General features: G+C 67.7%; 12 protein-coding genes, 1 tRNA gene and 1 pseudogene. 10 read left to right on the forward strand and 4 right to left on the reverse strand.

The features are described from left to right. The first annotated feature begins 173 nt into the window (after window positions 1–173). Together ACF07B_RS26125 and ACF07B_RS26130 are read left to right on the forward strand one after the other, a co-directional pair. Entirely contained in the window at window positions 174–386 is a 213-nt protein-coding gene (locus tag ACF07B_RS26125; protein WP_392180732.1) for a helix-turn-helix transcriptional regulator, read from the forward strand. Then, window positions 383–1,834: a tyrosine-type recombinase/integrase gene (locus ACF07B_RS26130; protein ID WP_392180733.1), complete on the forward strand. Its 1,452-nt coding sequence runs from the start codon at window positions 383–385 to the stop codon at window positions 1,832–1,834. The genes ACF07B_RS26125 and ACF07B_RS26130 overlap by 4 nt, the downstream gene beginning before the upstream one ends. Before the next feature lie 80 nt (window positions 1,835–1,914). On the opposite strand, the gene ACF07B_RS26135 is transcribed toward ACF07B_RS26130, so the two are convergent. The 3 genes from ACF07B_RS26135 to ACF07B_RS26145 all read right to left on the reverse strand — a co-directional run bounded on the left by ACF07B_RS26135 (window position 1,915) and on the right by ACF07B_RS26145 (window position 4,407). After that, on the reverse strand, window positions 1,915–2,769 hold the full coding sequence (locus ACF07B_RS26135) for a hypothetical protein (RefSeq protein ID WP_392180734.1): 855 nt from the start codon (window positions 2,767–2,769) through the stop codon (window positions 1,915–1,917). Further along, window positions 2,741–3,550 carry a hypothetical protein gene (locus ACF07B_RS26140; RefSeq protein ID WP_392180735.1) on the reverse strand — a complete coding sequence of 270 codons (810 nt, stop codon included), beginning with the start codon at window positions 3,548–3,550 and terminating at the stop codon, window positions 2,741–2,743. Before ACF07B_RS26140 ends, ACF07B_RS26135 begins: the two co-directional genes overlap by 29 nt. Window positions 3,551–3,714: 164 nt before the next feature. Continuing rightward, window positions 3,715–4,407 carry a transposase family protein gene (locus ACF07B_RS26145; protein WP_392180736.1) on the reverse strand — a complete coding sequence of 231 codons (693 nt, stop codon included), beginning with the start codon at window positions 4,405–4,407 and terminating at the stop codon, window positions 3,715–3,717. A 220-nt stretch (window positions 4,408–4,627) separates the two neighbouring features. Between ACF07B_RS26145 and ACF07B_RS26150 the strand changes: the two genes are divergently transcribed. Further along, window positions 4,628–5,794, forward strand: coding sequence for a pentapeptide repeat-containing protein (locus tag ACF07B_RS26150; protein WP_392180737.1), 1,167 nt, complete (start codon window positions 4,628–4,630; stop codon window positions 5,792–5,794). Between the two features lie 283 nt (window positions 5,795–6,077). Continuing rightward, window positions 6,078–6,812, forward strand: a pseudogene (locus ACF07B_RS26155) (transposase family protein); the annotation flags it as partial. A gap of 175 nt (window positions 6,813–6,987) precedes the next feature. Here ACF07B_RS26155 and ACF07B_RS26160 read toward each other — a convergent pair. After that, window positions 6,988–7,059: transfer RNA gene (locus ACF07B_RS26160), tRNA-Arg, on the reverse strand. Window positions 7,060–7,235: 176 nt separating this feature from the next. On the opposite strand from ACF07B_RS26160, the gene ACF07B_RS26165 reads away from it, so the two are divergent. The 6 genes from ACF07B_RS26165 to thrB all read left to right on the forward strand — a co-directional run bounded on the left by ACF07B_RS26165 (window position 7,236) and on the right by thrB (window position 15,468). Continuing rightward, window positions 7,236–7,724 carry a response regulator gene (locus tag ACF07B_RS26165; RefSeq protein ID WP_392180738.1) on the forward strand — a complete coding sequence of 163 codons (489 nt, stop codon included), beginning with the start codon at window positions 7,236–7,238 and terminating at the stop codon, window positions 7,722–7,724. An 815-nt stretch (window positions 7,725–8,539) separates the two neighbouring features. Beyond that, complete coding sequence (gene nrtL / locus ACF07B_RS26170; RefSeq protein WP_392180739.1) at window positions 8,540–9,961, forward strand: ArgS-related anticodon-binding protein NrtL; 1,422 nt, start codon at window positions 8,540–8,542, stop codon at window positions 9,959–9,961. Window positions 9,962–9,995: 34 nt separating this feature from the next. Continuing rightward, entirely contained in the window at window positions 9,996–11,387 is a 1,392-nt protein-coding gene (lysA, locus tag ACF07B_RS26175) for a diaminopimelate decarboxylase (RefSeq protein ID WP_384233194.1), read from the forward strand. Window positions 11,388–11,631: 244 nt separating this feature from the next. Continuing rightward, the gene (locus tag ACF07B_RS26180; RefSeq protein ID WP_362398697.1) at window positions 11,632–12,924 is read left to right on the forward strand and encodes a homoserine dehydrogenase; all 1,293 of its coding nucleotides are present in this window, start codon (window positions 11,632–11,634) and stop codon (window positions 12,922–12,924) included. A gap of 6 nt (window positions 12,925–12,930) precedes the next feature. Then, window positions 12,931–13,989 (forward strand): threonine synthase, encoded by a 1,059-nt coding sequence (thrC, locus tag ACF07B_RS26185; protein ID WP_326785500.1) that lies wholly within the window; start codon window positions 12,931–12,933, stop codon window positions 13,987–13,989. A 549-nt stretch (window positions 13,990–14,538) separates the two neighbouring features. Beyond that, complete coding sequence (gene thrB, locus ACF07B_RS26190) at window positions 14,539–15,468, forward strand: homoserine kinase (RefSeq protein WP_384233195.1); 930 nt, start codon at window positions 14,539–14,541, stop codon at window positions 15,466–15,468. Window positions 15,469–15,810 lie beyond the last annotated feature (342 nt).

Consider the following 15,810-nt stretch of genomic DNA (forward strand, 5'->3'; position numbering starts at 1 on the left):
CCCCGGTTGTGCCCCCCCACGCGCGACCCGGGGGGCCGGGTTGGGCCCGCCCGCCACCCCCACAAAACCGCAGGTCAAGGAGGGTGGTCCGCGATGGTCCGCGGTCCACAGCAATGTGACGCCAACTCGTCTGACCCGCGCCCCCGGTCTTCTCGCCCCGAGGAGAAAGCTGAATGACCACCCCAACCCGTCAGCGCTGCCTGGCGAAAGACGAACTGTTGTCCATCTCAGAGGTCATCGAAGAGATAGGTGTGCCCCGAGCGACTTTCTACCGCTGGCGACAGCTCAGGAAAGGCCCGAAGGCCATCAAGCTCCCCAACGGCTCGGTGCGCATCCGACGGTCGGAACTGGAGCGCTGGATCGAGACGATGGAGGAAGCCGCGTGACCTACCGGGACAACTCGAAGGGCGTCCGCGAGAGCGGGCGCCCGCCTGCGGACGCGGAACCGAATCTGTCCACGGACGTCCGGGTATGGAAGATCAATCAAGTACGGAGCAAGAGGGCTCCCTACCAGCTTCGTTGGATCATCGCGGGCAAGGTCAAGACGGCCAGCTTCAGCACCGTTGCTCTTGCGGAAAGCCGCCGCTCCGAGCTGTGGCAGGCGATGCGCAGAGGTGAGGCATTCGATGTCGACACGGGGTTGCCAGAGTCCGAACTCCGCGCTGCCATAGCCAAGAAGAACATCAGGCCCGATCCGACGTGGTGGGACTTCAGCCGCGAGTACATGGCGATCCGCTGGCGTACCACGGCTGCAAAGACCCGCGAAGGTCTCGCGGACAGCCTTGCCACTGCGGCGCTCGCCATGAGAGGCGACGGAGCGAAGGCGCCGACGCCAGAAGAGACAAGGTTGGCAGTGCGCTGGGCTGTTGTACCGGCACACAACGGAGAAGAGCCGCCGCCCGAGCTGCAGGCAGCCTGCAACTGGCTCGCGACCCGCTCGCTTCCGCTGTCGACCCTCACAGATCCGAGAGTGGCGCGAGACATTCAATACCGACTCTCGTTCAAGCTCGACGACACGCCTGCGGCGGCAGAGACGTATAAACGCCGCCGCCGAGGCTTCAACACGGCGATGGAATACGCCATTGAGTGCGGGTACCTGGATGAGAACCCGCTCGCGGGGGTGAAGCGTGCGGGGGCCACCAAGGGTGACGTGGTGGACCCCCGGGTTCTGGTCAATGCCGTCCAGGGGGAACAGCTCCTCACGGCGATCTCCTACGTGGGCTCCGTCCACCGGAACCGCGGGCGCCGACTTGTTGCGTTCTTCGCCTGCCAGATATACGCGGCGATGCGGCCGGCCGAGGCGGTAGGGCTCAGGAAGAAGGACTGCTACCTCCCTGAGAAGGGGTGGGGGACGCTCACGCTCAAGGAGACCCGGCCGGTGTCCGGTAAGCGATGGACGGACTCGGGGCAACGCCATGACAAGCGCGGGCTCAAGTCCCGGGAGCCCAAGGCGGACCGCCCCGTCCCGATCCCTCCGACGCTCGTCGCTATGCTTCGCGCGCACATAGCGGAGTTCGGTACGGCGAAGGACGGCCGGCTCTTCGCCAACGAGCGCGGCGCTGTACTCGGGACGTCCAGCTACTGGAGGGTCTGGCAGGAAGCCCGGCCGATCGCCCTTCCGCCAGACAAGGCGGAGTCCCCGCTCGCCCATCGTCCGTACGACCTGCGGCACACATGCATTACGAACTGGCTGAACGCGGGCGTTCCCGTCGCAGAAGTGGCCCGACGAGCGGGTAACTCGCCTGAGGTTATTCACCGCCGTTACGAGGGCTGCATCGACGGCCATGAAGAAGTCAACAACGCGAAGATTGAAAGAGCTATGGGGTGGACCTAGCGGATGTAAACATATTGGAGATCGGCGACCATCTGAGAGTTATAATTTTCTTGAGTGGTCGCCCTCTTCTTAATCCTCCGCTACGAGGCGTCTGAGCGTCTAGCCCAGAGGTCATTTAGGCGATCTTTTTCACGCAGGTACATCCACTTGGGAATGGGGGGTGCACTGGCCGTGGTGACTCGATAGTCGCCGAAGATGGCAAGGATTGTCCCGAGCTTCTTCTCTCTCAGCTCATCCTCAGAGAAAGAAGCTAGCGCGTCGAGACGGATGTCAAGGCGTTCACTCTTGGCCTCAGCAGATTTCCAGGACCGAACTTCGCTGAGTTGAGTCAGAGCTGCACCGGATGCCAGAAGGGCGACAAGGATCCGCGCGAGAACGAGATTGCCATCTCCGGAAGTGAGCGGGATCGCCGCAAGTGTTACGGCGATTGTCGCCCCGGCAAATATCCATAGAAGTCGGATATAATGAGTTGCTGTCTTCTGGTATTGATGTGCGTTCCAGAAGGAATTTTCTTGCAGATTGTCGCAGAGCCGCCGCAAGCCAATGGGGGAATTGCTCGCATAGTAGTCTGATGCGGCTGGGTCTGTTGTCTGACTGGGGACTCTGGGCGTGACGCGACTGAGCCACTTGTTAAGTTCAAGTCGTTCCTCTGGGGTCCCTAGTGCATTTAGGGAGAGTCCGTGCGTCCTCCCTTCTTCACCGGCACTGTGGAGACTGCTGGCCTTGTCCCGTGCCAGCCAAGAACTGACCTGCACGGCAAGGGCCAGGGCTGCAGGGATGTAAGTGTACGGGTTGGAGATAAAGATCGAAACTATGCTCAAGATGAAAGTGGCAATAGGTAGCCTGCGACTCCACTTGTAGTACTTATTCGCCTTGGCGAGCTGGTCATCTGCCAGGCCGATCACCTCAAGCGATGACAGCTGTGAATTCGTCACCGAACACCCTCCCCCATAGCTCGCTTGATTTCTGGATATCGCCCGAAGTCTGCTTCGTGTAGGCATCTTGGGCTAGTCTGTTGAACTCCAGGAGTCTCGCCTGGGTCAGCGGGCTTCCGTCGATATGGCGTCTGCAGAAATCGGAAAAATGGACGACTGCCAATGGGAGCTCTGGAATTGCCTGATGGAATGTTTCGTAGGCGAAAAGTTCGATCTCGTGAGAAGAAATTGGCTGACCGTGCGTCTTGTTCCACCACTTACACAGACGGATCAGCCTCTTAAAATCCTCTCCCAGCAGTGCGGTAGCCTCTCGGATTCTTCTGTTCTGTGCTTCGGGTGCATATACTTCCCATCCCTCCCGGTGAGCGGTTGGAATTCGGTACTCGTGATCACCCTCGCTGTTTATTCCGAGATGGATTGAAGCGAGCACATCGACCGCTCTATCGTCTATATACGTGACGCGGACGGCGTTCTCGGATACCTGTACGTCAGACTCCATCTCTCGCAGCATTTGCGCGACAGTGGAGACCAATGTTGCGGGTTCTGACCGGACAAGTTGATCATTGGGTTCGATGACAGCTACGATGTCGACATCCGAGAATTTTCGAATGGCTGTAGATCTGACCATCGAGCCCGTGATGAGACACTCTCGCACTTCGGGTCGTTGCTCGATTCTTCGCGAGAGGCGCTGTCCCTGCTCTAGGGCATTGAGTTTCTCGCCGTCTGAAAGTGTGATGCGCTGGAGGAAGGCCTCAAACTGATCTGTGATCTGGTCAGTCATTTCGAGAAGAGCATTCGGGTCCCGTGGTGTGACGCTTCTGTGTGGATCGGACCACAGTGTGCCGCACGTTGGCGTCTGACGCAGTGACTCCCCGTCGTTCGATCGCGGGTCGTGCGCCCCGCGTTGCCTGGGCGGAAGCGGGGGGGGGCAAGCAGTGAGCTTCTTCAGCGTTGCCGCTCCAGGGTGAGGATGGCCTTGGCGATTGACGTCATTCGATTCGGGCTGCACCGGGACCTGCGGAAGATCCGCCAGGACTTCAGGCGAGCGACGCCGCGCTCGACCGGCGCCCGCGCCGAGGCCAGGGCACGGTTGAGGGTCGTCTCGGTGAGGGTGAGTTCCTGCAGGGGCCTGCGTTTGATGCCCGTGGTCGCCCAGGGACCGCCGCCCTGGTAGGCGAGATCGGCCACGACGGGGACGCCCTGACGCTCGCAGATGCGGATGATCCGGTGGGTACGGGCCGCGGTCAGGTCGTGGGTTCGGCCCGGCAACGCGGGCGACAGCCACAGCAGCCGGCCGTCCGAATCGGTGAGCAGCTGCACGTTCACGCCGTGCTGGCGGTGCTTGTGGGAGTAGTCGGCGCGTCCGTCGCCGACCCGGTCGCACTCGGCGAGGGTGCCGTCCAGCAGGACGAAGTCGGGGTCGGTCTCGCACAGGACCTTCAACAGACCCGGCGCACGGTCGGCAAGCAGGTTGATGACCCGGCTGGTGTAGGCGTGGGCGGTGGACTCGCTGATCCCGAACCCGGCAGCGACCTTCGCGAGGGTGGAGTGTTCGCGCAGGTACACCAGTGCCACCATCGCACGCTGAGACGGGCGGAGCTTGCAGCGCCGCTCGCCCTCACGGGTGACGACCAGCATGGTCACCCATCCCAGTTCGCGCAGTGGGCACCCTGTTGGAGACGCTTCTGCGCCGGCGCGGCACGAGACTTGCTGCAACCGAACTGGCCCAGACCGGCATGTACGTGTTGTGAGAACACCCCAACGTCTGCGGCCGGCCCAACAACATGTGCGGAAGTACCGACGGATCCTCGCGTTTGACAGGGAAGCGTTGCGCGTCTCCAAGCTTTTTCGGGACGAGATGACCGCGTCACTGCGACGCCGTAGACGAGCCCAACGAAAGGCCCGCGCCCGACGCTGGGGCACCATCGCGCTGATCACGGCGGGCGCGGCACTTCTGCTGGTCGGCTTGCCCTACGTAATCTGGCGCGGTCCCTATGTCATCGATGCAGGTCACCTCGACGAGGGCGAGTTGAGAAAGGGATCAGCGGCTCTGGTAACGGGCATCCGGACCGCGGTGGTCGCGTTCACCGCTGCCCTGGGCGCTGGCGTTGCTCTGCTCTACACCGCCCGCACCTACCGCCTGACCCGGCGGGGACAGATCACTGACCGCTTCACCAAGGCTCTCGAACGGCTCGGCTCACCCGAAATCTACGTACGCATTGGCGGCGTCCTCGCTCTCGAACAGATCGTTCAGGACGCACCCGAACAAGCCGCCACGGACGCCGCTCGAGTCCTTGGCCACTTCGTTCGCCATCGAGCCCCCAAAGCCGAAACCCAGCCCGCCGCAGCTGAGGCCAGCAGCAACCCGCTGCCGACTGAACCGGAGGCCGATGTACAAGCAGCCCTTACGGCCCTCACCCGCACTGAATCCCGCACCCATATCGACCCCCGTGAACGGCTCGATCTTCGAGGCCTTCACCTTGCCGGCGCACGACTCCATGGTGCTGATCTCACGGATGCCGACCTGATGGGGGCGACGCTCACAGATGCCGACCTCAGCAAGGCGACGCTCACCAGGGCCAACCTGCACTCAGCGTCGCTGACAGGGGCCCAGCTTGTCGAGGCTCAATTCAGCAGGGCCTACCTTGTCGGGGCAAAACTCACAGGGGCAACCCTGTTCAGGGCGACGCTCACAAATGCCGACCTGACCGCCGCGACGCTCACAGGTGCCAACCTGTTCGGCGCGACACTCACAGAGGCCGACCTGACCGGGGCGACCCTCACTAGTGCCAACCTAGGCTCGGCGTCGCTCACAGAGGCGAGGCTTAGCGGGGCGAAACTCACAGAGGTCAGCCTGCGCGAGGCGACGCTGACAAAGGCCGACCTGAGGGCCAGCGACTTGTCGACCGCAAAATCTCTGGTTCCCGCGCAGATCACTTCGGCCCGTACCGATGAAGACACGAAGTTGCCGCCACGCTTCTATGTCTCGACTGGGGCATCGGCGGTCTCTTGGTCAGCAAGCTAACCGGTGGGGCTGCTCAGGGCCGTGTACGAAGGCACTCCCCGGAAGATCGGACATCCTAGACACGCGCGACCGCAGCGCACGAGCGATGGTGAAAGCGGCTGCGACGCCACGGGGCGCAGGGCCCCCGTTCTGGCCGCGAACCGTCCAGGGGCCCCTTGCCTTTTCAGTGAACTTCTTCGAATTGGCCACCGATCAGGTGATGGCCGGTGAAGCGCAACGAGCGAGGCCCCCGGGCTGTTGATCGAGATGTCTGACGTCTCAATCACGTTGCTCGGGGGCCTCGTTGGTCATCCATCCTGCCGCACTCGACCTGCCGCATGCGCTCGTGGAGTGGGTGACGATGCTGATCGTCACTCGTGAGGGCGACCGCCGCTGCAAGCTCCACCCGTCCCAACGCGCGATGGTGGCACTGGTGTACCTGCGCGAACACACCACCCTGGTAAAGATCGCCGCCGTGTTCGGGATCAGCGAGTCCACCGCCCACGCCTACACCAGCCAGGTCATCGACCTGCTCGCCGGCCGGGCACCGGGTCTGCTGAAGGTCCTGCGCGAGACCATGGCCGACTTCGTCCTGCTGGACGGCACCCTCGCCAAGTGCGACCGGGTCGGCGACGGACGGGCCGACTATTCCCACAAACACCGGCGCCACGGCGTGAACGTGCAGGTCGTCACCGACCCCGACGGCCGGCTGCTATGGCTCTCACCCGCTCTGCCGGGCCGGACTCACTACCTAACCGCGGCCCGCACCCACCGGATCATCCGTATCTGCGAGCGCCAGGGCGTTCCCGTCCTGGCCGATCTCGCCTACCAGGGCGGCGGCCCGTGGCTGACCACCGGCATCAAACGCAAGCCCCTGCAGGAACTCACCCTCACCGAGACGACCCTCAACCGTGCCCTGGCCTCGGCGCGGGCGCCGGTCGAGCGCGGCGTCGCCCGCCTGAAGTCCTGGCGCATCTTCCGCAGGTCCCGGTGCAGCCCGAATCGAATGACGTCAATCGCCAAGGCCATCCTCACCCTGAGCGGCAACGCTGAAGAAGCTCAGTGGGTCGCCGGCGCCATCAGCCTCCACTCGCCACTCACTCGCGATCAGTAACAGACAACGACAAAGGGCCGGACTCAGTGAGACTGAGTCCGGCCCTTTGTCTTCGGCACTTCAGCAGGTCAGCGGTTTGATCACGCTGTCCGGGCTGGAGTGCCCCCGGCAGGATTCGAACCTGCGCACACGGCTCCGGAGGCCGTTGCTCTATCCCCTGAGCTACGGGGGCGTGTCGGGCGCTTTGTGCGGCGACGGGTAGAACCCTACCAGCTCTTTCAGGGGTGATCGCCACGTGTTTTGGTCCGGGTCGGGTGGTGTTGCGGGAGTGGGGGAGGAGCACTGGACGGGTGTGGTGGGTGGCTCGGGTGGGGCTGTGGGGGGTGGTGGGGGCCGCACGGGGTGGAAGTGGGGAAAACCCGGACGCGGCGGTGGGCGCGGACCTACTCTCGAGTTGTGCCAGGCGCTTCCGGTCGGGTGCTTGTTGTGGACGACAACAAGGTCATCCGGCAGCTGATCAGGGTCAATCTCGAGCTGGAGGGTCTCGAGGTCGTGACCGCGGCTGACGGTGCCGAGTGCCTGGACGTCGTCCATCAGGTTCGGCCCGATGTCGTCACCCTCGACGTCGTGATGCCCCGGCTCGACGGTCTGCGTACCGCGGCTCGGCTGCGTGCCGACCCCCGGACCCGGAATCTGCCCCTCGCCATCGTCAGCGCCTGTACGCAGTACGAGGTCGAGAGCGGGCTCGACGTCGGTGTCGACGCCTTTCTCGCCAAGCCTTTCGAGCCGTCCGAACTCGTGGACCTTGTCAAGCAGTTGATGGAGCGGCGTGACGTGGGCGGTGCCGCGGACGCCACCGTCGAGGAGACCGAGCGCGCCGGGCGCAGTGGTCATTGAGGCGTGTCGGTGTGTGGGTGTGTGGGTGTCGGGGTGGGTGCGAGGTGCGAGAGTGCGCGGGCATGGGGGTATAGGGGCGTAGGGGCGCGGTAGAGCCGTGTTGGATGTCGGGCGTCCTGTGGGCTGGGCTCCCGGGCTGGGGCAGCGGGGGCTTCTTCGCTGGTCGGACGACAGGCTGTGTGTTGTGTGCCTGGGTGTGCACCTGCTCCGGTCGTCATCTGAGTACGCCGGTCCGCCGTCGATCGATCGCCGGGGTGCGTGCGTGTCTCCCGCGCCGTCCTCTCGCGCGCGTCTCGTGCGCGCTCGTCTCCGTCCAGGGCTCGCCCCTCACCTGCTCGGGCCACGTGTGCGAACCCGGCTCAGTTGCACCGATCCGGCTCCGGTTGGCCTCGACGTCGGCGATTCCGCGTCCGGCCTCGTCGGCGAGACTCACCCCCCGGCCTCGTCCGCGAGACTCACCTCCCCGACCTCGGCGGAGGCTTCCCCGACCCGACCCGACCCGACCCGACCCGGCCACGTCGGCGAGACCCCGCGTGTCTGGCCTCGGTGCTGGCGGTGCCGCGCCCCCGGTCCAGCACCTCCGCACGCCGGCGACGGCGAAGCCGGCCCCTGCCGACCCGCCGACCCGCCGACCCCCGTTCCGGCCCAGCGTCAGCACCCCCAGCAACCGCACCCCCGTCCACCGCCCCACCCCCTCGGTGACTCCCCTCGGCACCCCCTCCCCGCCGACGGCCTCTCTCCCTCCCCGTCCACATCCCGGACCATCGGCCAAACCGGCTCGCATTCCCACCCCCCTCCTCCCCTAGGCTTGTGCCGTGACTCCCGTCGAGCTCTCCCGGACCGTGCTGCGCGCGGTGCGTTGTGCTGTCGACGTGGGGGAACTGAGCGTCGCCGTGCCCGCGAGTGCGGTGGTCACCCCGCCGGGGCCGGGTGGGTGCGGGGACTACGCGACGAACGTCGCGTTGCGGCTCGCCGGTCCGGCCGGGCGGCCGGCCCCCGAGGTCGCCGAGATCCTGCGGCCGTACATCGCGCGTGATCCCGCTGTCGCCGACGTGACCGTCACCGGACCCGGTTTCCTCAACATCACCCTCGCGGGTGGTGCCCTCGCCGACCTGGTGGAGGTGGTTCTGGAGCAGGGGACGCGGTACGGGTACGGCGACACCCTCGCCGGACAGGTCGTCGAGTTGCGCGTGCCCTACGACACCCGGGCCGAGATCGTCGCCGACACCCTCGTACGGATCGTCGCCACCCAGGGCGGACGTGTCGAGGTCCGCCACCTCGAACCGGTGAACCTCCGGCCGGTGCCCGCGCCCGAGGACCCCGCCCCCCTCGGCCACGACGCCGCTCGCTGGGCGCTGCTCCACCCCGCGCCGCACGACCGGCCCCGGATCAGCGCCGACCATCTCGTCCAGCGCGAGAGCAACCCTCTCTTCCGCGTCCGTTACGCCCACGCCCGCACCCGGGCCCTGCGCCGCAACGCCGCCGCCCTCGGCTACACCCGCGCCCCCTTCCGGGACGTACGCCCCGCGGGCCGTTCCGACGTTCCGGCTGGTGCGGACGTACATACGGGTGGCCCCGGTGACGCCCGTCGTGCGGGTGTCCCGCTCCGGACAGCCGGCTCCACCCTCCCCGGGTCCAGCTCGGCCGGAGCCGATCCCTTCCTCGGACCCACGTCCGCCGGAGCCGATCTCCTCCCCGGCTCCACCCCGGCCGAGGCCGGTCCCTTCGTCGGGTCCGCCCCGGCCGAAGCCGATCCCCTCCTCGGGCCCACGCCCGCCGGAGCCGATCTCCTCCCCGGCTCCACCCCGGCCGAGGCCGGTCCCTTCGTCGGGTCCGCCCCGGCCGAAGCCGATCTCCTCCCCGGGTCCACGTCCGCCGGAGCCGATCTCCTCCCCGGCTCCACCCCGGCCGAGGCTGATCCCCTCGTCAGACCCACGCCCGCCGAAGCCGGTCCCCTCCCCGAACCCACCCCCGCCGAAGCCGATCTCCTCCTCGCCCTGGCCGGGTATCCGCATGCCCTGCGGCTTGCCGCGCGGGATCGGGGGCCTGATCGGCTGGCGCGGCAGCTTGTCGTGATCGCCGATGGCGTTCTCGGTTTTCAGCACCTTGTGCTGCCGCTCGGCGACGAGAAACCCTCGGCCGCCCACCGCGCCCGGCTCGCGCTCGCCGAAGCCGCCGGGACGGTGCTGGCCGGCGGCCTGTCCCTGCTCGGCATCAGCGCTCCCGAACATCTCTGACTCAGCAGATGACACAGCAGAAAGCCCTACAGACATGAGCCGTTCCGCACACCCCGCCGGGCCCCGTCACGCCGACGTCCTCACCGAGGGCCACTACAGCGCCCCGGCCGCCGACCTCAACGCCCTCGACCCGAAGGTGTGGTCGCACACCGTGAGTCGTACGGAGGACGGGGTCGTGACCGTCGGCGGGCTCGAAGTCACCGCGCTGGCCGAGGAGTTCGGCACTCCGGCGTACTTCCTCGACGAGAGCGACTTCCGCGAGCGGGCGCGTGCCTGGCGCACCGCGTTCGGGCACGACGCCGATGTCTTCTACGCGGGCAAGGCCTTCCTCTCGCGCGCCGTCGTCCGGTGGCTGCACGAGGAGGGGCTCAACCTGGACGTGTGTTCCGGCGGTGAGCTGGCGACGGCCCTGTCCGCCGGGATGCCCGCCGACCGCATCGCCTTCCACGGCAACAACAAGTCCGGGCACGAGATCCGTACGGCCATCGAGGCCGGTGTCGGGCGGATCGTGCTCGACTCCTTCCAGGAGATCGTGCGGGTCGCCCACATCGCCCAGTCCCTGGGCCGGCGGCAGCGGGTGCAGATCCGGGTGACCGTGGGCGTGGAAGCGCACACGCACGAGTTCATCGCCACGGCGCACGAGGACCAGAAGTTCGGGATCGCGCTCGCCGACGGGCAGGCCGCCGAGGCCGTGCGGCGGGCGCTGGCGCTCGACGCGCTCGAACTCGTCGGGATCCACTCGCACATCGGCTCGCAGATCTTCGACATGGCCGGCTTCGAGGTCGCCGCCCGACGGGTCGTGGCGCTGCTGGCCGCCGTGCGCGACGAGCACGGCGTCGAGCTGCCCGAGATCGACCTCGGCGGCGGTCTCGGCATCGCGTACACCAGCGACGACGACCCGCGCGAGCCGCACGAGATCGCCAAGGCGCTGAGCGAGATCGTGACGCGTGAGTGCGAGGCCGCGAGGCTGCGCACGCCGCGCATCTCCGTCGAGCCCGGGCGGGCCATCGTCGGGCCGACCGCCTTCACCCTGTACGAGGTCGGCACGGTCAAGCCGCTCGACGGGCTGCGGACGTACGTCTCCGTCGACGGCGGCATGTCCGACAACATCCGGACCGCGCTGTACGACGCCGAGTACAGCGTCGCCCTCGTCTCGCGCACCTCGGACGCGGAGCCGATGCTCGTACGCGTCGTCGGCAAGCACTGCGAGAGCGGGGACATCGTGGTCAAGGACGCCTTCCTGCCGGCCGACCTCGCGCCGGGCGACCTGATCGCCGTGCCGGCCACCGGCGCGTACTGCCGGTCCATGGCCAGCAACTACAACCACGCCCTCCGCCCGCCGGTCGTCGCCGTGAAGGACGGCGCGGCGCGGGTGATCGTCCGCCGTGAGACGGAGGAGGACCTCCTGCGTCTCGACGTCGGGTGAGTGGAGGAGCGGGGAGTACGACGGTGCGGTCCCCGGTTGATGCAGGGTGACGTCAAGTGACAGGGGGTGACTTCAGGTGGTCGGATGGACCGGTACGGCAGGGTGGGGACCGGGGCGGAAGATCTCCTGTCGTCGCCTGCCAGAAAAATGAAATGGACGTCTCACGATCCGGACGAAGGGTAGAAACTCCCGTCCGGTGAGTGAGACTGGTCCAACCGAAGACGGTATGAGGAAACGAGGTCGGATGATGCGTACGCGTCCGCTGAAGGTGGCGCTGCTGGGCTGCGGGGTTGTCGGCTCAGAGGTGGCGCGCATCATGACGACGCACGCCGACGACCTCGCGGCCAGGATCGGAGCCCCCGTCGAGCTGGCGGGCGTGGCCGTCCGCCGGCCCTCCCGGGTGCGCGAGGGCATCGACGCCGGTCTCGTCACCACCGACGCCACCGCCCTCGTCAAACGCGGGGACATCGACGTGGTCGTCGAGGTCATCGGCGGCATCGAGCCCGCCCGTACGCTGATCACCACCGCGTTCGAGCACGGCGCCTCCGTCGTCTCCGCGAACAAGGCGCTGCTCGCCCAGGACGGTGCCGCCCTGCACGCGGCGGCCGACGAGCACGGCAGGGACCTCTATTACGAGGCCGCCGTCGCCGGTGCCATCCCGCTGATCCGGCCGCTGCGCGAGTCCCTCGCCGGCGACAAGATCAACCGCGTGATGGGCATCGTCAACGGGACCACCAACTTCATCCTCGACAAGATGGACTCCACGGGGGCGGGCTACCAGGAGGCCCTCGACGAGGCCACCGCGCTCGGGTACGCCGAGGCCGACCCCACCGCCGACGTCGAGGCCTTCGACGCCGCCGCCAAGGCCGCCATCCTCGCCGGGATCGCCTTCCACACGCGGGTGCGCCTCGACGACGTCTACCGCGAGGGCATGACCGAGGTCACCGCCGCCGACTTCGCCTCGGCGCGGGGGATGGGCTGCACCATCAAGCTGCTCGCCATCTGTGAGCGGGCCGCCGACGGGGGCTCGGTGACGGCGCGCGTGCATCCCGCGATGATTCCGCTGACCCACCCCCTCGCCTCAGTGCGCGGCGCGTACAACGCCGTGTTCGTCGAGGCGGAGGCCGCCGGTCAGCTCATGTTCTACGGGCCGGGCGCCGGCGGTGCCCCGACCGCGTCCGCCGTCCTCGGCGACCTGGTGGCCGTCTGCCGCAACAAACTCGGCGGCGCCACCGGCCCCGGCGACTCCGCGTACACCCAGCTCCCCGTCTCGCCCATGGGCGAGGTCGTCACGCGGTACCACATCAGCCTCGACGTGGCCGACAAGCCCGGTGTCCTCGCCCAGGTCGCCACGGTCTTCGCCGAGCACGGGGTGTCCATCGACACCGTGCGTCAGTCGGGCAAGGACGGCGAGGCCTCCCTCGTCGTCGTCACTCATCGCGCGTCCGACGCGTCCCTCGCCGGGACGGTCGAGGCGTTGCGCGGCCTCGACACCGTGCGGGGTGTCGCCAGCATCATGCGGGTTGAAGGAGAGTAACCAGCAATGACCCACCAGTGGCGCGGAATCATCGAGGAGTACCGGGACCGGCTTCCGGTGTCCGACAGCACGCCGGTCGTGTCGCTCCGCGAGGGCGGTACGCCGCTCGTGCCCGCGCAGGTGCTCTCCGAGCGCACGGGCTGCGAGGTCCACCTCAAGGTGGAGGGCGCCAACCCGACCGGTTCCTTCAAGGACCGCGGAATGACCATGGCCATCACGCGGGCGAAGGAGGAGGGCGCGAAGGCCGTCATCTGCGCCTCCACCGGCAACACGTCGGCGAGCGCCGCGGCGTACGCCGTACGCGCCGGGATGGTCTGCGCCGTCCTCGTGCCGCAGGGCAAGATCGCGCTCGGCAAGATGGGCCAGGCCCTCATCCACGGCGCCAAGATCCTCCAGGTCGACGGCAACTTCGACGACTGTCTGACGCTGGCGCGCTCGCTGTCCGACAACTACCCGGTGGCGCTGGTCAATTCGGTCAACCCGGTGCGCATCGAGGGCCAGAAGACCGCCGCCTTCGAGATCGTGGACATGCTCGGCGACGCGCCCGACATCCATGTCCTTCCGGTGGGCAACGCGGGCAACATCACCGCGTACTGGAAGGGGTACACGGAGTACGCCGCCGACGGCATCGCCGGACGGACCCCGCGCATGTGGGGGTTCCAGGCCTCCGGTTCCGCGCCCATCGTGCGCGGCGAGGTGGTCAAGGACCCGTCGACCATCGCCACCGCGATCCGGATCGGCAACCCGGCCTCGTGGCAGTTCGCGCTGGCCGCCCGGGATGAATCAGGCGGCCTCATCGACGAGGTGACGGACCGTGAGATCCTGCGCGCCTACCGGCTGTTGGCGGCACAGGAGGGCGTCTTCGTCGAGCCCGCGTCCGCCGCGTCCGTCGCCGGTCTGCTGAAGGCCGCCGAGCAGGGCAAGGTCGACCCGGGGCAGCGCATCGTCTGCACCGTCACCGGAAACGGTCTCAAGGACCCCGACTGGGCCGTCGCGGGCGCTCCCCAGCCGGTCACGGTCCCGGTGGACGCGGCGACGGCGGCGGAGCGGCTCGGTCTGGCGTAGTTCCGTGCCCGGCCCGGTGTGACGCCGGGCCGGTTCCGGGGTGCGGGCGGGGCCGGTCCGGCTTGAAGTCGCTCCCGATCCGGGGCGGCGTCACGGCAGGTCCGGCCGGAAAGCGGCTCGGATCGGCGTGAAGTCGGCCCTGTTCCGGCGTGAATTCGCCGGTGACGACACGCCGGGCGTGAACCCCGGAGCACGGGGCGGGCGGACTCCCGGAGCCGTCCCACCGTGGGGAACTCGCTGTGGACGGGCGGGAAACCGTCCGAAAGCCGACGGAAACCGCCCGCTCGCGGGGGGTATCCCGATGCCGACCCGGCGGGGGGTGCACGAGGGGCTTACGACACGCATCGTGCGCCTCCTGTGCGCCCTATGTCGCCACAGAACCTTCCTTCGATAGGCTGTACCGAACCCGCCCGCCGCATATGCCGCGGTGCCGCGCGGTCTCTGCGGACTCCGGGTCCTGGTGCCCGTTCGTCGCAGTACATCTCGCTGTTCATCTCGCAGTTCTCGTCAATCTCGTACATCACGCAGCTCAAGGAGAGTCATCGAGCGATGGCCGGTCCAGCGTTCCGCGCCGCCGCCGTCCGGGTGCGCGTCCCCGCCACCAGTGCCAACCTCGGCCCGGGTTTCGACGCCTTCGGCCTGTCACTGGGGCTTTACGACGACGTGGTCGTCCGGGTGGCCGACTCAGGACTGCACATCGACATCGCGGGTGAGGGCAGCGAGACGCTGCCCCGCGACGAGAAGCATCTCCTCGTACGTTCCCTGCGCACCGCTTTCGACCTGCTCGGCGGACAGCCGCGCGGCCTCGAGATCGTCTGCGCCAACCGCATCCCGCACGGCCGGGGTCTCGGCTCCTCGTCGGCCGCCATCTGCGCCGGCATCGTCGCCGCCCGCGCGGTGACGATAGGCGGGGACAGCAGGCTCGACGACACCGCGCTCCTGGAGCTCGCCACCGAGATCGAGGGGCACCCCGACAACGTCGCGGCCTGTCTGCTCGGCGGATTCACGCTCTCCTGGATGGAGTCCGGCGCCGCGCGCGCCATCAGGATGGACCCCGCCGACTCCATCGTTCCGGTGGTCTTCGTGCCCGGGAAGCCCGTGCTCACCGAGACCGCGCGCGGTCTGCTGCCGCGCACCGTCCCGCATGTCGACGCCGCCGCCAACGCGGGCCGCGCCGCACTGCTCGTCGAGGCGCTGACCCGCCGCCCCGAGCTGCTGCTGCCCGCGACCGAGGACCGGCTGCACCAGGAGTACCGCGCTCCGGCGATGCCCGAGAGCGCCGCCCTCGTGGAGCGCCTGCGCGCCGACGACATCCCGGCGGTGATCTCCGGAGCGGGACCCACCGTCCTCGCGCTGGCGGACCGCGCGTCGGCCGACAAGGTGGCCGATCTCGCAGGTCAGGGCTGGGCGGCCAACCGTCTGGACCTCGACGCGCAGGGGGCGTGCGTGCTGCCCCTCGCACCCGTCGAGGTCGATTGACGACGCACGGTCGCCGGATTTGGAGAGGGGGAATGTTTGTTGGATCCGGTAGTGTTAACCTCAAGTCTGCACCCGACCCCACCATGGCGAGGTGCTTCGCGTCCCTGTCCGGGACACCCATTCTTCCGGGAGCCTCCCAAACTGCTACGTGCCTTGCATTGGGTGCTATGCGCTGAGCAGTGCTGAGCACGCTCCGGAACCGGCGTGACCGAGCCGATGACACCGAACCTCAGTGCCACGGCTCCGGAATCGTCATCACCAGCAATGTCTTCCGCCGCTTAGGCGGACCACCGCCCCGGCACGGTCCACACAGCAAGGACCAATGCCGGACAGCACAACCGG

The sequence above is a fragment of the Streptomyces sp. NPDC015532 genome (genome assembly GCF_043078065.1).
Lineage (GTDB): Bacteria > Actinomycetota > Actinomycetes > Streptomycetales > Streptomycetaceae > Streptomyces.

What these genes read in the sequence shown, in the direction of transcription:
- ACF07B_RS26125 (WP_392180732.1), top strand. Translation starts at nt 174, where the DNA reads ATGACCACCCCAACCCGTCAGCGCTGCCTGGCGAAAGACGAACTGTTG.
- ACF07B_RS26140 (WP_392180735.1), bottom strand. Translation starts at nt 3,550, where the DNA reads ATGACTGACCAGATCACAGATCAGTTTGAGGCCTTCCTCCAGCGCATC.
- ACF07B_RS26145 (WP_392180736.1), bottom strand. Translation starts at nt 4,407, where the DNA reads ATGCTGGTCGTCACCCGTGAGGGCGAGCGGCGCTGCAAGCTCCGCCCG.
- ACF07B_RS26150 (WP_392180737.1), top strand. Translation starts at nt 4,628, where the DNA reads ATGACCGCGTCACTGCGACGCCGTAGACGAGCCCAACGAAAGGCCCGC.
- lysA (WP_384233194.1), top strand. Translation starts at nt 9,996, where the DNA reads ATGAGCCGTTCCGCACACCCCGCCGGGCCCCGTCACGCCGACGTCCTC.
- ACF07B_RS26180 (WP_362398697.1), top strand. Translation starts at nt 11,632, where the DNA reads ATGATGCGTACGCGTCCGCTGAAGGTGGCGCTGCTGGGCTGCGGGGTT.
- thrC (WP_326785500.1), top strand. Translation starts at nt 12,931, where the DNA reads ATGACCCACCAGTGGCGCGGAATCATCGAGGAGTACCGGGACCGGCTT.
- thrB (WP_384233195.1), top strand. Translation starts at nt 14,539, where the DNA reads ATGGCCGGTCCAGCGTTCCGCGCCGCCGCCGTCCGGGTGCGCGTCCCC.